General features: G+C 35.0%; 13 protein-coding genes. 6 read left to right on the forward strand and 7 right to left on the reverse strand.

Going from position 1 to position 15,526, the window contains the following annotated elements:
- Nucleotides 1-23 precede the first annotated feature (23 nt).
- Nucleotides 24-3,374, forward strand: coding sequence for a preprotein translocase subunit SecA (gene secA / locus H601_RS0110820; protein ID WP_026711537.1), 3,351 nt, complete (start codon nt 24-26; stop codon nt 3,372-3,374).
- A gap of 79 nt (nt 3,375-3,453) precedes the next feature.
- Entirely contained in the window at nt 3,454-4,023 is a 570-nt protein-coding gene (locus H601_RS0110825) for a hypothetical protein (RefSeq protein WP_026711538.1), read from the forward strand.
- A gap of 191 nt (nt 4,024-4,214) precedes the next feature.
- Here H601_RS0110825 and H601_RS0110835 read toward each other — a convergent pair whose 3' ends face one another.
- Together H601_RS0110835 and H601_RS0110840 are read right to left on the reverse strand one after the other, a co-directional pair.
- The gene (locus tag H601_RS0110835; RefSeq protein WP_026711539.1) at nt 4,215-5,609 is read right to left on the reverse strand and encodes an FAD-binding oxidoreductase; all 1,395 of its coding nucleotides are present in this window, start codon (nt 5,607-5,609) and stop codon (nt 4,215-4,217) included.
- A gap of 32 nt (nt 5,610-5,641) precedes the next feature.
- Nucleotides 5,642-6,553, reverse strand: a complete 912-nt coding sequence (locus H601_RS0110840; protein ID WP_026711540.1) for an AEC family transporter — start codon at nt 6,551-6,553, stop codon at nt 5,642-5,644.
- Between the two features lie 118 nt (nt 6,554-6,671).
- Here H601_RS0110840 and meaB point away from each other — a divergent pair, with 118 nt between their 5' ends.
- From meaB to H601_RS0110860, 4 genes are all read left to right on the forward strand, one after another.
- Complete coding sequence (meaB, locus tag H601_RS0110845) at nt 6,672-7,757, forward strand: methylmalonyl Co-A mutase-associated GTPase MeaB (RefSeq protein WP_026711541.1); 1,086 nt, start codon at nt 6,672-6,674, stop codon at nt 7,755-7,757.
- A gap of 150 nt (nt 7,758-7,907) precedes the next feature.
- The gene (locus H601_RS0110850) at nt 7,908-8,141 is read left to right on the forward strand and encodes a helix-turn-helix transcriptional regulator (protein WP_026711542.1); all 234 of its coding nucleotides are present in this window, start codon (nt 7,908-7,910) and stop codon (nt 8,139-8,141) included.
- Nucleotides 8,134-8,460, forward strand: a complete 327-nt coding sequence (locus tag H601_RS0110855; protein WP_026711543.1) for a HipA N-terminal domain-containing protein — start codon at nt 8,134-8,136, stop codon at nt 8,458-8,460. Before H601_RS0110850 ends, H601_RS0110855 begins: the two co-directional genes overlap by 8 nt.
- Nucleotides 8,447-9,472 carry a HipA domain-containing protein gene (locus H601_RS0110860; protein WP_245571645.1) on the forward strand — a complete coding sequence of 342 codons (1,026 nt, stop codon included), beginning with the start codon at nt 8,447-8,449 and terminating at the stop codon, nt 9,470-9,472. Before H601_RS0110855 ends, H601_RS0110860 begins: the two co-directional genes overlap by 14 nt.
- Nucleotides 9,473-9,505: 33 nt before the next feature.
- Here H601_RS0110860 and H601_RS0110865 read toward each other — a convergent pair whose 3' ends face one another.
- From H601_RS0110865 to H601_RS0110885, 5 genes are all read right to left on the reverse strand, one after another.
- Nucleotides 9,506-9,733, reverse strand: coding sequence for a hypothetical protein (locus H601_RS0110865; RefSeq protein WP_026711545.1), 228 nt, complete (start codon nt 9,731-9,733; stop codon nt 9,506-9,508).
- A 39-nt stretch (nt 9,734-9,772) separates the two neighbouring features.
- Complete coding sequence (locus H601_RS0110870; protein WP_026711546.1) at nt 9,773-10,951, reverse strand: AIR synthase related protein; 1,179 nt, start codon at nt 10,949-10,951, stop codon at nt 9,773-9,775.
- Nucleotides 10,952-11,023: 72 nt separating this feature from the next.
- Nucleotides 11,024-11,779 carry an OmpA family protein gene (locus tag H601_RS0110875; protein WP_026711547.1) on the reverse strand — a complete coding sequence of 252 codons (756 nt, stop codon included), beginning with the start codon at nt 11,777-11,779 and terminating at the stop codon, nt 11,024-11,026.
- Nucleotides 11,776-12,660: an OmpA family protein gene (locus H601_RS0110880; protein WP_026711548.1), complete on the reverse strand. Its 885-nt coding sequence runs from the start codon at nt 12,658-12,660 to the stop codon at nt 11,776-11,778. The genes H601_RS0110875 and H601_RS0110880 overlap by 4 nt, the downstream gene beginning before the upstream one ends.
- A gap of 378 nt (nt 12,661-13,038) precedes the next feature.
- Entirely contained in the window at nt 13,039-15,228 is a 2,190-nt protein-coding gene (locus H601_RS0110885; RefSeq protein WP_026711549.1) for a glutamine synthetase III family protein, read from the reverse strand.
- Between the last annotated feature and the right edge of the window lie 298 nt (nt 15,229-15,526).

Consider the following 15,526-nt stretch of genomic DNA (forward strand, 5'->3'; position numbering starts at 1 on the left):
ATAATTAAATAAATCAACATAAAATGAGTTTCATCAATAGCATTCTCAAAGCATTAGTAGGAGATAAATCGGAGAAAGATGTAAAAGCGATTCAACCGCTAATCACCAAAATAAAATCATTTGAAAGCAGTCTTTCTTCGCTTTCACATGACGAATTGAGAGCCAAAACTACTTCATTCAAAGAAAAAATTAAACAAGCTCGTGCGGAAAAAGATGCGAAAATTGCTTCTTTAAAAGCAGAAGTTGAAAAAATAGCCGACATTGATAAACGCGAAGAGGTATATACAGCTATTGATGCATTAGAAAAAGAAGCTTACGAGATTTCAGAAAAAGTTTTGAACGAAATCCTACCGGAAGCTTTTGCGGTGGTAAAAGAAACAGCCAAACGCTTCAAAGAGAATACCTCTATCACAGTAAAAGCTACTCCAAAAGATATTGAACTTTCGGCTTCAAAATCATACATTACCCTTGAAGGTGATAACGCTGTTTGGGCTAATTCTTGGAACGCTGCCGGAAAAGAAATTACGTGGGACATGATTCACTACGATGTGCAGTTGATTGGTGGTGTGGTGTTGCATCAAGGAAAAATTGCCGAAATGCAAACGGGTGAAGGAAAAACGTTGGTAGCTACACTCCCACTCTATTTGAATGCATTAACCGGAAACGGGGTGCATTTGGTTACCGTGAATGATTACTTAGCCAAACGTGACAGCACTTGGAAAGCTCCTTTATTTGAATTTCATGGGTTAACTGTTGACTGTATTGACAATCATCAACCCAACACTGATGCAAGAAGAAAAGCCTATGAGGCCGATATCACGTATGGAACCAACAATGAATTTGGCTTTGATTATTTGAGAGACAACATGGCTCATTCGCCAAACGATTTAGTACAACGCAAACACAACTATGCGATTGTGGATGAGGTGGATTCAGTTTTGATTGACGATGCCAGAACCCCATTGATTATTTCCGGTCCGGTTCCACAAGGAGACCGACATGAATTTAATGAGTTGAAACCGAAAGTGGATCATTTGGTTAATTTACAACGCAATTTAGCGACTCAATTTTTAACCGAAGCGAAACGATTAATCAAAGAAGGCAATACAAAAGACGGTGGTTTTAGCTTGTTAAGAGCCTACAGAGCCATGCCTAAAAGTAAGCCTTTGATTAAATTTTTGAGTGAAGAAGGAATCAAACAATTACTTCAAAAAACCGAAAATCAATACATGCAAGACAACAATCGCGAAATGCCAAAAGTTGATGAAGCTTTGTATTTTGTGATTGAAGAAAAGAATAATCAGGTTGAATTAACCGATAACGGAATAAAATTTTTATCTACAGATACAGATGAAAACTTCTTCGTTTTACCGGATATTGGAACTGAAATAGCTCGAATTGAAAAACAAAATTTAAGTAAAGACCAAGAAGCCGAAGAAAAAGAAAAATTATTCCAAGATTTCTCTATCAAATCGGAACGTATTCACACGCTTACTCAATTATTAAAAGCCTACACGCTTTTTGAAAAAGACGTAGAATACGTAATCATGGACGATAAAATTTTAATCGTTGATGAACAAACCGGTCGTATTATGGATGGCCGTCGTTATTCTGACGGATTACATCAAGCGATTGAAGCCAAAGAAAATGTAAAAATTGAGGCGGCTACCCAAACATTTGCTACGATAACGTTGCAAAACTATTTCCGTATGTACAGCAAATTAGCCGGTATGACGGGAACAGCGGTAACAGAAGCCGGCGAGTTATGGCAAATTTACAAATTGGATGTTGTGGAAATCCCAACTAACCGTCCGATTTCTAGAAAAGACCAAGAAGATTTGATTTATAAAACCACACGCGAGAAATTTAACGCCGTAATTGAAGATGTAACCAAACTTTCGCAAGCCGGAAGACCGGTGTTGATTGGTACTACTTCGGTTGAAATTTCAGAGTTATTGAGTAGAATGTTGAAAATGAGAAACGTTCCGCACAATGTTTTGAATGCGAAAATGCACAAAAAAGAAGCTGAAATTGTAGCCGAAGCCGGAAAACCCGGAGTGGTAACAATTGCAACCAATATGGCTGGTCGTGGAACGGATATTAAATTGACTCCGGAAGTAAAAGCAGCCGGTGGTTTAGCCATCGTTGGTACAGAACGTCATGATTCACGTCGAGTGGACAGACAGTTACGTGGTCGTGCGGGACGTCAAGGAGATCCGGGAAGTTCGCAGTTTTATGTATCGTTAGAGGATAATTTGATGCGTTTATTTGGTTCTGAACGCGTGGCCAAGGTAATGGACAGAATGGGCTTGAAAGAAGGTGAAGTAATTCAACATTCCATGATGACCAAATCGATTGAACGGGCTCAGAAAAAAGTGGAAGAAAATAACTTTGGTGTGCGTAAACGTTTGTTGGAATATGATGATGTAATGAATTCGCAAAGGGAAGTAATTTACAAACGCAGAAGACACGCTTTGCATGGCGAACGTTTGAAAGTGGACATCGCAAACATGATGTATGACACATGTGAAAACATTACGAATGAGAACAAAGCAACTTCTAATTTCAAGAATTTTGAATTTGAATTGATTCGTTATTTTTCTATCACTTCTCCGATTTCGGAAAGCGAATTCAATAAGTTGAGTGAGATGGAAATTACAGGAAAAGTATATAAAGCAGTTTTGGCACATTACGAAGAAAAAAATGCACGTGATGCCAGAGAAGCGTTTCCAATCATCAAAAACGTGTATGAAAATCCAAATAATCATTACGAGCGAATCATTGTTCCTTTTAGTGACGGACAAAAAACGTTGAATGTGGTGACTGACTTGAAAAAAGCGTATGATAGTGAAGGAAAACAATTGGTTGCTGATTTTGAGAAAAATATCACGTTGGCTATTGTGGATGAAGCTTGGAAGAAACACCTTCGCAAGATGGATGAATTGAAACAATCGGTTCAATTGGCCGTTCACGAACAAAAAGATCCGTTGCTGATTTATAAATTTGAAGCGTTCAATTTGTTTAGAGCGATGTTGGATGGGGTTAATAAAGAAGTAATTTCTTTCTTGTTCAAAGGTGATTTACCTAATCGTAATGAAACCAATATTCAAGAAGCTCGAGAGGTTCGTAGAAAAGAAAATTATACAGAAACGAAAGCATCCACTGAAATAAATGACGGAGCTCAAGCCAACAGACAAGCCGGAGAAATGGCTAGTCAGCGACCAGCGGTAACCGAAACGATAGTTCGCGAAATGCCAAAAATCAATCGAAATGACACTGTTACGATAAAACATGTGATGAGCGGCAAAACAGAATCCATGAAATACAAAAAAGCGGAAAGCTTGATTGCAAGTGGTGAATGGGTTTTAGTATAAACTTAAATTATAATCATTTTTTAAAATCCCTGGCACATTAATTGTCAGGGATTTTTATATTTGTTAAAAATCTCATCACATGAAAAATATAGTTTACTTATTTCTTTTGGTTTTTTTGAACGGTTATTCCCAAACGATGGAGCAATTAAAATTAGAAACAAAAAAGTTCTATGATGCTCATTACAACATGGATTTTGAAGGGATTGCAGGATTATACCATCCCGGTTATTTTGAAAAAATAACGAAAGAGGAAATAACCGCTAAATTAGATGAACAATTTCAAAATGATAAAACAGGAATACGATTCGTTTTTCCAACCATGAATTTTACATTTGGAACGATACAAGAAATTGAAGGTAAAAAATATTGCGTGATTTCTTTTAAAAATACGTATCGAGTGAATTTTATCGATAAATTATCGGATGCGGAAATCCAAAAAAACATAGCTTCCTTTCAAACCAATCCTAAAATAAAGTCTGTGAAATATGAAGCCAAACGCAATAGTTTTTTCATTGAAGAGAATGTGATTTGGGTAGCTTTTTTCCATTCTTCATCCATGGACAAATGGAAATTTATAGAACAAAATTCAAAATTTCGTTCTATTGATGAAGTATTGGCTCCTGAAATTCAAAAACAATTGGGATTATAGTTTTCTCAAAAAATAAACACTACCTTTACCTTGGTACTTCAAATAGTATTCCCAAAAAAATATGGCAAAAGGTCAAGATGCAAAGAAAAACGTAAAAAAAGAGCCTTTAAAAACAGCTAAGGAAAAAAAAGAGGCCAAACGCGAGAAGAAAAACAAAAGGGATTAAAAAATCAATCCCTTTTTTATTGATTTTAAGGCAAAATTTTACCGGGATTTAATATTCCATTGGGGTCAAAAACATATTTTAACCGCTCCATCAATTCTAAATGAGGTTTCGAAAAAGCAATGTCCATAAAGTCTTTTTGAACAAAACCAATACCGTGTTCGCCGGACAACGTACCGTTTAAAGAGACGGTTAATTCAAAAATTTCCCGAATGCCTTTGGGCACTTCTGTTTTCCAATTTTCATCGCTTAGGTTTCCTTTGATGATGTTTACATGCAAATTCCCATCGCCTGCATGACCATAACAAACCGATTGAAAACCATATTTTTTTCCGATGGATTTTATACCTTCTAATAATTTTGGCAATTCATATCTCGGCACAACGGTGTCTTCTTCTTTATAAACTGAATTGGCTTTCACTGCTTCCGCCACACTGCGACGCATTTTCCACAAGGCATTTTTTTCGTCTACGGTATCGGCAAAAAGAATGTCATCTATATGAAATTGTTCTACCACTGTCATGATTTTTTCGGCTTCCACCATCAAAATATCGGGATAATTTCCATCGACTTCGATTAACAAATGTGCTTGAATATCCGATTTGACTTGAACGTTCAACCCTTCTACAAATTGAAGTGTCCAATCAATGGCATCGCGTTCCATGAACTCTAACGCACTTGGAACAATTCCAGCTCTAAAAATAGCTGAAACTGCTTCACACGCTTCATTGGCTTTGTAAAACGGAACCAACATTAAAACGTTATGCGTATTTTTAGGAAGTAATTTTAATACAATTTTTGTAACGATTCCCAGCGTTCCTTCACTCCCCACCATCAATTGCGTGAGATTATATCCCGTTGAATTTTTTAGTGTATTCGCTCCGGTCCAAATGATTTCTCCGGTTGGTAAAACCACTTCTAAATTCAAAACATAATCTTTGGTAACGCCATATTTTACAGCTCTAGCTCCGCCGGAATTTTCGGCTACATTTCCACCAATAAAACAACTTCCCATGCTACTGGGGTCAACCGGATAGAATAATCCTTTTTCGGCAACGGCTTCGCGAAGCACTTGCGTAATCACTCCGGGTTCTGTGATAACTTGTAGATTTTGTTCGTCAATGTTTAGAATTTTATTGAATCGTTCCATCGAAAGTCCTATTCCTCCTTGAACGGATAAAGCACCGCCACTTAAACCGGTTCGAGCTCCAATTGGTACAACCGGAATTTTATATTGATTGGCTATTTTTAGAATTTCGGAAATTTCTAAAGCTGATGATGGTTTTATCACCACATGAGGTGGAAAAACATAATCTTCGGTTTCATCATGACCGTAGTGATTTCGGGTTTCTTCATCTGTAAACACAAACGATTGACCAACTATATTTTCTAATTTGGATAAAATTTCGGAATTGAGTTGCATACTTTATTTTTTAACCAATAAAGGTAAAAAAATTATAGCAATGAAAGTAGACAATACCAAAAAGCTAAGGTTAAAAATGAAAGCGGAATTCCGATACCTATCATCATGCTACTCAATTTTGGTTTTAACCCATAAGTAGAAGCCAAAATCGCTCCGGTTATCATAGGTGCCATCGCTGCTTCCATTATGGAAACATCTACAATTAATCCTTCTCCACTCAAAATAAATTTGTATAAGACCAAGAAAAACAGGGGAGTAATCATCAATTTAAAGAACAATCCCAACGCTAAAAAATTCCAATGTTGACTTCTTTTATCAAATTTCAATTGCAAACCAACTGAAACCAATGCTATTGTTGAAACTGTTCCGCCCACTTTATAAAAAACAGATTGCATCATTTCGGGAAAATCAAGATTCAACAAATTAAGTAGACAAGCAATAGTAAAAGCAATAAATGGTGGAAAGAAAACAATTTTTTTGATAATGAGTTTTGAATCGACTTCGCCTTTTGAAAAAATAGAAGCAACTGTCACGCCCAATGTAGCCAATACCACAAACGAACCTGGCTGATCGACAATGATTGCGGTCTGCAATCCTTCTTGACCATATAACGCTTCAATAACAGGAAATCCAACAAAGGAAGTATTTCCCAATCCTCCGGTTAATATCAAACATCCGGTAAGCTTTTTGGACCATCCGAGCCATTTTCCTAAGCTGTAAAAAAACAAAAAAGACAACCCAAATCCGAGCCATGCCACTCCGATTGGAAAAAGTAATTTTGAAGAAATTTCAATCTTTGGAATATAATACAACGCTAAAGCCGGAAGTGAAATATAAATCACAAAATGGTTGAGAGCCACATATCCGTTTTTGGGAAAACTTTTCAAAAATTGAAGTCCAAAACCAATTGCTAAACAAAGAAAAATTAAAAAAATGTTGTCCATAATAGAAAATAGAATGCAAAAATACCATTATAAAATTATTCATTTATTTATAAAGCTCAATTTTATTGTTTTGAAACTTTTATCGATTTTACTTACTTTTACTACTTAAATTAGTTTTGTGAAAAAATCAAATCCAAATAAATCTGCTTTAAGTGAAAAAGAAGGTGTGCCGCAACCGGAATTCATCAGTGAATTGGTTGTGAAAAACATCAAAGGATTTAGAAAAATTCAACCTTCCTCAGAAGATTTAATCAATGGAATTTTAAAAGGAAATATTTCTGATTTAAGTCGTGCCATTACTTTAGTAGAAAGTACCAATCCCGAACATTTAACCAAAGCAAATGAAATTATAAATGCTTGTTTACCTCATTCCAATCAATCCGTTCGCATTGGAATAACCGGAGTTCCGGGAGTTGGAAAAAGTACGTTTATTGAAGCTTTTGGAAAACACTTAACTTCGTTAGGGAAAAAAGTTGCTGTTTTGGCCGTTGACCCAAGTAGCTCTATTTCGCACGGAAGTATTTTGGGTGATAAAACCCGAATGGAAGAATTGGTTAAAGATAAAAACGCCTACATTCGACCTTCTGCTTCAGGAGAAACGTTGGGTGGAGTAGCCCGAAAAACCAGAGAAACTATTATTCTTTGTGAAGCCGCCGGATTTGATACCATCATCATTGAAACCGTTGGTGTAGGTCAAAGTGAAACTGCTGTTCACAGTATGGTTGATTTCTTTTTGTTATTGAAAATTTCCGGTGCCGGCGACGAATTACAAGGCATCAAACGCGGCATTATGGAAATGGCCGATGCTATTGTTATCAATAAAGCCGATGGCGATAACATAAAAAAAGCAAAACTAGCCAAAACCGAATTTAACCGAGCTTTACATCTATTTCCGGCAAAAAAATCGGGTTGGATGCCAACGGTTTCTACTTGTAGTGCGATAACCAAAGAGGGAATTGATGACGTTTGGAAAACCATTTCCAATTATTTGGAATTAACACAATCCAATGCCTATTTTCAAGAAAAGAGACAAGAACAAAATCAATATTGGATGATGGAAACCATTAATGAACAATTGAAAAATCATTTTTATACTCATCCTGAAATTACTAAACTCTTGGACGAAAAGAAAAAAGCTGTGCAAAACAATGAAATCTCACCTTTTGCAGCTGCGATGGAATTACTTTCAACTTACTTTAAATAAATTTTTTTTATACCTTATCTACTTCAAAATTGGCGGTATTTTAATTTTTATACTATAAAAGGTATAAAATATTGATAAAATTTAAAAATATACCTTTTATGGTGTGATTTTTCGATATTTTTGTATATTTGTAACTTTAAAGGTATAAAAATGCGAGAAAATTTAACCGATTTAAGCAAATACATTAAACTAAAACGCAAGCAAAATAAACTCACACAACCTGAACTTGCTTTGAAAGCAGGAGTAGGATTGCGATTTGTTCGGGATTTAGAACAAGGCAAAAACACCTTGCGAATGGATAAAGTGAATGATGTGTTACGCTTATTTGGAGAAACCTTAGGGCCAATTCCAATGGATAGAGAAAAATTAATTTCAAATGAATAGAAGCGGAAAAGTATATATGAAAAACAAATACTGCGGAACAGTTTTAGAAACTGATCACGGCTATGTATTTCAATATGATTCCGAATACTTAAAAAGCGAAAATGCTGAAGCAGTTAGTTTAACTTTGCCTTTAACCGAAAAACCCTATCAAAGTAAAACCCTTTTTGCTTTTTTTGATGGATTGATTCCGGAAGGATGGCTATTACACATTGCCGAAAAAAATTGGAAAATAAATTACAAAGACCGAATGGGATTACTCCTCACCTGCTGCAAAGATTGCATTGGAGCTGTAAGTGTTATAAATAATGAAGAACTATAAAAAAAAATATTTAGCACGATTGGAAAATCCTACCATGGAAGTTCAAGAACCAAGAACTTTTTATGGTAGGAGATGTCTGTATTGCTATGAACCGCTTTTTGATCCTTCATCCGATTTTCATGAAGCGTGTAACAAACGTTTTTTTGGACAATTAAAAACGCCACAACTCAATTACAACTTGGAAAATCTGCAGGAATTAGCCTCAAAAGTTATCCAAAGTCAGATGGCGGTAACGGGAGTTCAAGCGAAAGTTTCACTGAGTTTATTTCGAAAAGAGGAAAAAAATTTAACTAAAAAGCTCACGATTGTCGGACTTTATGGCGATTATATACTCAAACCACCTTCGGAACATTATGTACAATTGCCGGAATTGGAAAGTGTTACGATGCATATGGCGGATGTTTGCGGTATAAAAGTAGTTCCGCATAGTTTGGTGAAATTGCAAGACAAAACCCTTTGTTACATCACAAAAAGAGTGGATCGAACCCGAAAAACCAAACTTCACATGGAAGACATGTGTCAATTGAGCGAACGATTAACCGAAGATAAATACAAAGGAAGTCACGAGCAAGTGGCCAAAATGGTTCTAAAATATTCGAGCACTCCGCTTTTGGATGTGAGCAATTTTTATGAGCAAGTATTGTTTAGCTTTTTCACCGGAAATTCAGATATGCATTTGAAGAATTTCTCGTTGTTGGAAAAAGAAGGACAAGGTTTAAGTTTATCTCCGGCTTATGATTTAGTGCCAACAGCCCTTGTCAATCCGGCTGATACTGAAGAATTAGCTTTGACTTTAAATGCCAAAAAAAGAAAATTGAAATACCAAGATTTTTTAGTTGCTTATGAAAACTGTGGTTTAAGTAAAAAAGTATTGGATAATACGTTAGAACTTTTTGTGTATGCCAAACCCGAAATGGAAGCCGTTTTGGCAAAAAGTTTTGTGAGTGATGAATATAAAATGAAGTATTTGAGTTTGATGGAGAGTAGGTATAAGCAATTGGAAGTACTTTAAAAATGCCGTTTTAGAATTTAAAACGGCATTTTTTTACTCCTCATACCGTTCCATTTCCCTATCATAAAAAGCTCCCGCCAATTCAATTAGCTTTTCCATTTCGGTTTCTAATTCTTTCTCATCTTCTTCGTCAATTTCTTCTAGAAATTCTACATCGTCGTCTTTTAAATTGATTAAAAAACGAGGATAATCTAAGTGAATCACAAAAATATCTTCAGGATAATCGGTGTTGTCTGCTAAAACGAATTTTGGTAAGTCCATGTTTTTTAGGTAATGGGTTAATGGTAATGGGTAAAAGGTTTAATATTCAAAAGTACCAAATTCACTGGTAATCGTTAATTTTTTTTGTTCGGATGCTTCTACTTTGCCGACAATTTGAGCATCAACATTGAATGATTTTGAAATTTCGATAATGTCGTTGGCAATTTCAGCAGAAACATACAATTCCATTCGGTGACCGCAATTAAAGACTTGATACATTTCTTTCCAATCGGTTTTGGATTGTTCTTGAATCAGTTTAAACAAAGGTGGAATCGGGAATAAATTATCTTTGATAATGTGCAAATTATCAATAAAATGTAAAATCTTCGTTTGTGCTCCACCACTGCAATGCACCATGCCGTGAATGTCTTTTGATGAATATTTTTCTAAAATAGCTTTGATAATTGGAGCATACGTTCGTGTTGGCGAAAGCACTAATTTTCCGGCATCAATAGGACTATTTTCCACTTCATCTGTCAATTTTACTTGACCGGAATAAACCAATTCAGAAGGGACGGCAGCATCAAAACTTTCCGGATATTTCTCGGCTAAATACTTAGCAAAAACATCATGACGAGCTGAGGTTAAACCATTACTTCCCATTCCGCCGTTGTATTCTTTTTCGTAAGAGGCTTGACCGAACGAGGCCAAACCAACAATCACATCTCCGGGCTGAATATTGGCATTATCAATCACATCGCTGCGTTTCATTCGAGCGGTTACGGTAGAATCTACAATAACTGTTCGAACTAAATCACCCACATCAGCCGTTTCGCCACCGGTGGAATGAATCGTTACACCAAATGATTTTAATTCTTGAATCAATTCTTCCGTTCCGTTTATGATAGCGGAAATTACTTCTGCAGGAATCAAATTCTTGTTTCTTCCGATGGTCGAGGAAAGCATAATATTGTCTGTTGCTCCCACACAAAGCAAATCATCAATATTCATAATCAGGGCATCTTGAGCAATACCTTTCCACACCGAAATATCGCCTGTTTCTTTCCAATATAAATACGCTAACGACGATTTTGTTCCGGCTCCATCAGCGTGCATTAAAAGACAATAATTCTCATCTCCAGTTAAATAATCGGGAACTATTTTGCAAAAAGCTTTGGGAAATAATCCTTTATCAATGTTTTTGATGGCGTTATGCACGTCTTCTTTGGCGGCAGAAACTCCGCGAAGAGCATAACGTTTGCTGGTATCTGAACTCATAGTTGTGTTGTTGTGTTGGGCAAAGATAGGATTAATGTGAAAATGTCACAATGTAAAACCCATGAGAAATTATTATTTTTCAAGTATCAAAATTTCTACTCTTCGATTGGCAACACGTTCTTCTTCATTTTTTTCCGGTAACGGATAAATGGGTCGTGTGGAAGCAAATCCTTTGTATGAAATTCTATTTTTAGAAATTCCGTTAGTCAAAAGATAATTGTAAACCGTTTTGGCTCTTTTGTTGGAAATATCCTCAATTTCAACTACTTTACAACAAATATGGCCTTGAATTTCAATTTTCAGTTTTGGATTTGCTTTCATGATTTGAAGTAACTCGTCTAAAACAGGTGTCGATTCAGGAAGAACCTCATCACTCATGTTGAAAAAATTCAACCCTTTGAGCTTCAAATAATCACCCATTTTAGCTTTTTTCACATTCTCTGAAAACGAGCTTTCATTTGTCAATTGATAAAAAACAACCACTTTCCTATTTTCATCTTGATTGAATGAAACGTCAAAATCTTCACCAAAAGGAACTCGTTCTACAGCATCAAGAACTTTTATTTTATTGAGTTTTAAAATATTTTCGATGGAGTGAATTCGCTTTTCAGCTAACTTTAAATTGTACACTCTTGAGTCAACGGTGTCGCAGTATCCTTCCATTTTATAGACTTCTGCGTTAGGATTTCCTTTTATCCATGCATTAATAAGTTGAATCGATTTGGAATTTGGCATTGCTTTATTGAAATCAAAAAACACTTCCAACTTTTCTTGTGCCGAAAGTGAAATGAAAAAAAAGAGTGCTATGAATAAAATGTTGCTTTTCAATTTTTAATAATTTCAATTTCTACTCTACGATTGGCTGCTCGTTCTTCTTCATTTTTTTCCGGTAACGGATAAATGGGTTTACTGCTACCAAAACCTTGGTACGTTACTCTTGAGTTTTCTATTCCGTTCATTCGCAAAAATTGACTGATTGCTTTAGCTCTTTGAGTTGAAAGATTGGTTCTATCCGTTGGCATACAACACAAATGACCTTGAATATCGATGGAAAGTTCTGGATTTTGTTGCATTACAATCAATAACTCATATAATTTTCCACGACTTTCATTCACGATGGCAAACGTGTTTAATTGAAAATTAAGGTTGTCTAATTTCAATTTATCACCGGGTTTAGCCGCATCAACTTGTTGCATGAATTCAACATTCAATTCGAACGTTGATTCCGTTCCGTTGGGATTTTGAATCACAATGGCTTCCGGAAATTGTTTTTTTGGTTTGGGTTTCGCCACAATTTCTTCTTTTTTAATGCCTAAAATTTCATCTTCACGGGCTAAATCTTTTGCTTCAAGATAATAAATAGTTACTCTTCTGTTTTCAGCTTTGTTATTGGATTGTTGATGTAATTTTCCAAAACTACGGGTTTTAAAATCTTCACGAATTTTGACTTTATCTTTCACTAATTTATAAATAAAATCTACTCGTTTTTGTGCTAATGTATCATTAAAACCGATGCTTCCGTCTTCATCAGTATAACCATTTATCGCTACAATTTTTACTTCTTTATGAGCAGAAATCCACTTGTTTAGCTTTATAATTTCATTATTTTTTAACTCAAATTTATTGGAATCAAAATAATAGGAAACCTGTTCCTGAGCAGAAAGTAATTGAAAAACCAAAAATAAAAGACTTGTGAAAATCCACTTCATATCGTTCTTTTTAACGATAACGAAAATACGATTAATTAATTTTATTCTAGCATAAAAAAGTGGGACAACTTTCGTCATCCCACCAGTTTTAGTGTTAATTTGTTGGAAATTTAGTTTTTATGTGATCAAAATCAAAAAAGATTTTGATGTAGTATTTTTGAACACAGAAAACTCACTGTTAAAATACCACTTTACATTCACGGTTATACTATAGATTGTTAATGCGGGGACATTATGCTTTTACTGTAAAGCGATACGAAAATAGAAAATATTCATTAATTACAAAATTTTTTGAATTATTTTTATTTTAATTACCTTTCTTAAAATAAAAAACCACATTCATCAAGAATGTGGTTATGTTATAAAAAATTAAGTTAACTATCTAGTAAACAATAACTCTCTGTATTTTGTTAATGTCCAAATTTCATCGTCAACCAAAAGCTCTAATTTATCGCAATGTTCTCTGATTACATCAAAATAAGGTTTCACTTTATCACAATACATTTCTGCCATTTTTTGAGCATCCGTTAACGCGTTTGCTTTTTTACGAGCTTCCGTCATTGCTTCTACATTAGAATTGATTCCTTCAATATGAGCCGAAATTTCTTTGATTAACGAAATTTGCTCTTTCGCAATTTTTTCAAAATCTTTCCCGAAGATTTCTTTTAAACCACAAACGTTTTCAATCAACGTATTTTGGTAACGTATAGCCGTTGGAATCACGTGATTTCTGGCAATATCTCCTAAAACTCTTCCTTCAATTTGGATTTTTTTAGTGTATTCTTCTAACTCAATTTCGTAACGTGCTTCTACTTCCACGTGGTTCATTACGTTTAACTCACCAAATAATTCTAATGCTTTTTTAGAAACTTTTGCTTTTAAAGCTGATGGAGTCGTTTTATGATTACTCAAACCACGTTTTTTAGCCTCTTTTTCCCATGCATCACTATATCCGTCACCCTCAAAAAGAATATTTTTAGTTTCTTTGATGTATTCTCTCAACACATTAAAAATTGCTTCATCTTTCTTTAGGTCTTTTTTCTCGATTAATGTATCAACTTCTTTTTTAAACTCTCTTAATTGTTTAGCAACAATCGAATTTAATGTGGTCATTGCGTTAGCACAGTTAGCTGATGAACCCACTGCTCTAAATTCAAATTTATTTCCGGTGAAAGCAAATGGAGAAGTTCTGTTTCTATCCGTATTGTCTAGCATTACATCCGGAATTTTACCCACTACATTTAGTTTCAAGTCTGTTTTTTCTTCCGGAGAAAGCTTTCCTTTGGAAACGCCTTCTAATTCTTCAAGAACTTTAGTCAATTGGTCACCAATGAATACAGAAATAATGGCAGGAGGTGCTTCATTCGCTCCTAAACGGTGATCGTTACTAGCGGTGGCAATTGAAGCTCTCAACAATTCTTCATATTCTTGAACCGCTTTAATGGTATTGATAAAGAACGATAAGAATTGTAAATTGCTCATTGGCGTTTTACCTGGAGATAATAAATTTACTCCTGTATCAGTAGCCATCGACCAGTTATTGTGTTTTCCTGAACCATTTACACCTTTAAAAGGTTTTTCGTGGAAAAGTACTTTAAAATCATGACGTTCACCTACTTTTGACATCACATCCATTAACAATGAATTATGGTCAACCGCTAAATTGGTTTCTTCAAAAATTGGAGCTAACTCAAATTGATTAGGAGCCACCTCATTATGACGGGTTTTTACAGGAATTCCTAAAAGCATGCATTCTTCTTCCAATTCTCTCATATAATTTAAAGCACGTGAAGGAATTGAACCGAAATAATGATCATCTAATTGTTGTCCTTTTGCAGAAGTGTGACCTAATAACGTTCTTCCTGTTAACATTAAATCAGGACGAGAATTGGCTAATGAAGCATCAACCAAGAAATATTCTTGTTCCCAACCTAAAGTAGCGGTAACTTTTTTCACGTTTTTATCAAAATACTTACATACGTCAGTAGCCGCTTCATCAACTGCATTCAACGCACGAAGTAAAGGTGTTTTATAATCTAATGCTTCTCCGGTGTACGAAATAAATACAGTTGGAATACATAACGTAGTTCCGAAAATAAAAGCAGGAGAAGTGGGATCCCAAGCTGTATAACCACGTGCTTCAAATGTATTTCTAATTCCACCATTTGGGAAAGAAGAAGCATCCGGCTCTTGTTGCACTAATTGTCCGCCACCAAATTTTTCAACCGGGTCTGAACCGTCATACGATGTTTCAAAAAATGCATCATGCTTCTCAGCTGTTGTTCCTGTTAACGGTTGAAACCAATGGGTATAATGAGTAACACCTTTTGACAAAGCCCACTCTTTCATTCCCATTGCAATATAATCGGCTAATTTTCTATCAATTTTTGTTCCGTGCTGGATGGCATCTTTTACCCCTTTGTAAGCATCTGAAGTCAAAAACTGCTTCATTGCTTTGTCATTAAACACATTTGAACCAAAAAGTACTGACTTTTTTCCGGACTCTTCGAATTTCACCGGTTTTCTGTCTGAAGCATCTTTTAATGCTTGGAAACGTAAATTTGACATAAAATTAATTTTTTAAAGGTTATACCATTTATTTTATGGTGCAAATATATTTAAAAAATTATTTTAAACAACATTACCCCTATTTTTTTAGGGGTAAAATCTATAAAATGTAAAAAATATCGATTAATTGTGGGTAAATTTTGAGAGATTAGTAGTTTTGGATTAAAAAATGCTTTTTACACAAAGAAAAAGTACAAAGCTTGTGAAAATTAATTTCTCACAGAAAGCACGGAAAACACAGAAGATATTGCTTCGTAATGACAAGATTGTGTGAAAACTATGACTTATTATTTGCCAC

It is taken from the genome of Flavobacterium filum DSM 17961 (assembly GCF_000425465.1).
GTDB lineage: Bacteria > Bacteroidota > Bacteroidia > Flavobacteriales > Flavobacteriaceae > Flavobacterium > Flavobacterium filum.

Bases quoted from the DNA above. Each gene is read 5' to 3' on its own strand.
- H601_RS0110850 (WP_026711542.1), top strand. From the start codon at position 7,908: ATGCGAGAAAATTTAACCGATTTAAGCAAATACATTAAACTAAAACGC.
- H601_RS0110860 (WP_245571645.1), top strand. From the start codon at position 8,447: ATGAAGAACTATAAAAAAAAATATTTAGCACGATTGGAAAATCCTACC.
- H601_RS0110840 (WP_026711540.1), bottom strand. From the start codon at position 6,553: ATGGACAACATTTTTTTAATTTTTCTTTGTTTAGCAATTGGTTTTGGA.
- H601_RS0110880 (WP_026711548.1), bottom strand. From the start codon at position 12,660: ATGAAGTGGATTTTCACAAGTCTTTTATTTTTGGTTTTTCAATTACTT.
- H601_RS0110865 (WP_026711545.1), bottom strand. From the start codon at position 9,733: ATGGACTTACCAAAATTCGTTTTAGCAGACAACACCGATTATCCTGAA.
- secA (WP_026711537.1), top strand. From the start codon at position 24: ATGAGTTTCATCAATAGCATTCTCAAAGCATTAGTAGGAGATAAATCG.
- H601_RS0110835 (WP_026711539.1), bottom strand. From the start codon at position 5,609: ATGCAACTCAATTCCGAAATTTTATCCAAATTAGAAAATATAGTTGGT.
- H601_RS0110870 (WP_026711546.1), bottom strand. From the start codon at position 10,951: ATGAGTTCAGATACCAGCAAACGTTATGCTCTTCGCGGAGTTTCTGCC.
- H601_RS0110825 (WP_026711538.1), top strand. From the start codon at position 3,454: ATGAAAAATATAGTTTACTTATTTCTTTTGGTTTTTTTGAACGGTTAT.
- H601_RS0110885 (WP_026711549.1), bottom strand. From the start codon at position 15,228: ATGTCAAATTTACGTTTCCAAGCATTAAAAGATGCTTCAGACAGAAAA.
- H601_RS0110855 (WP_026711543.1), top strand. From the start codon at position 8,134: ATGAATAGAAGCGGAAAAGTATATATGAAAAACAAATACTGCGGAACA.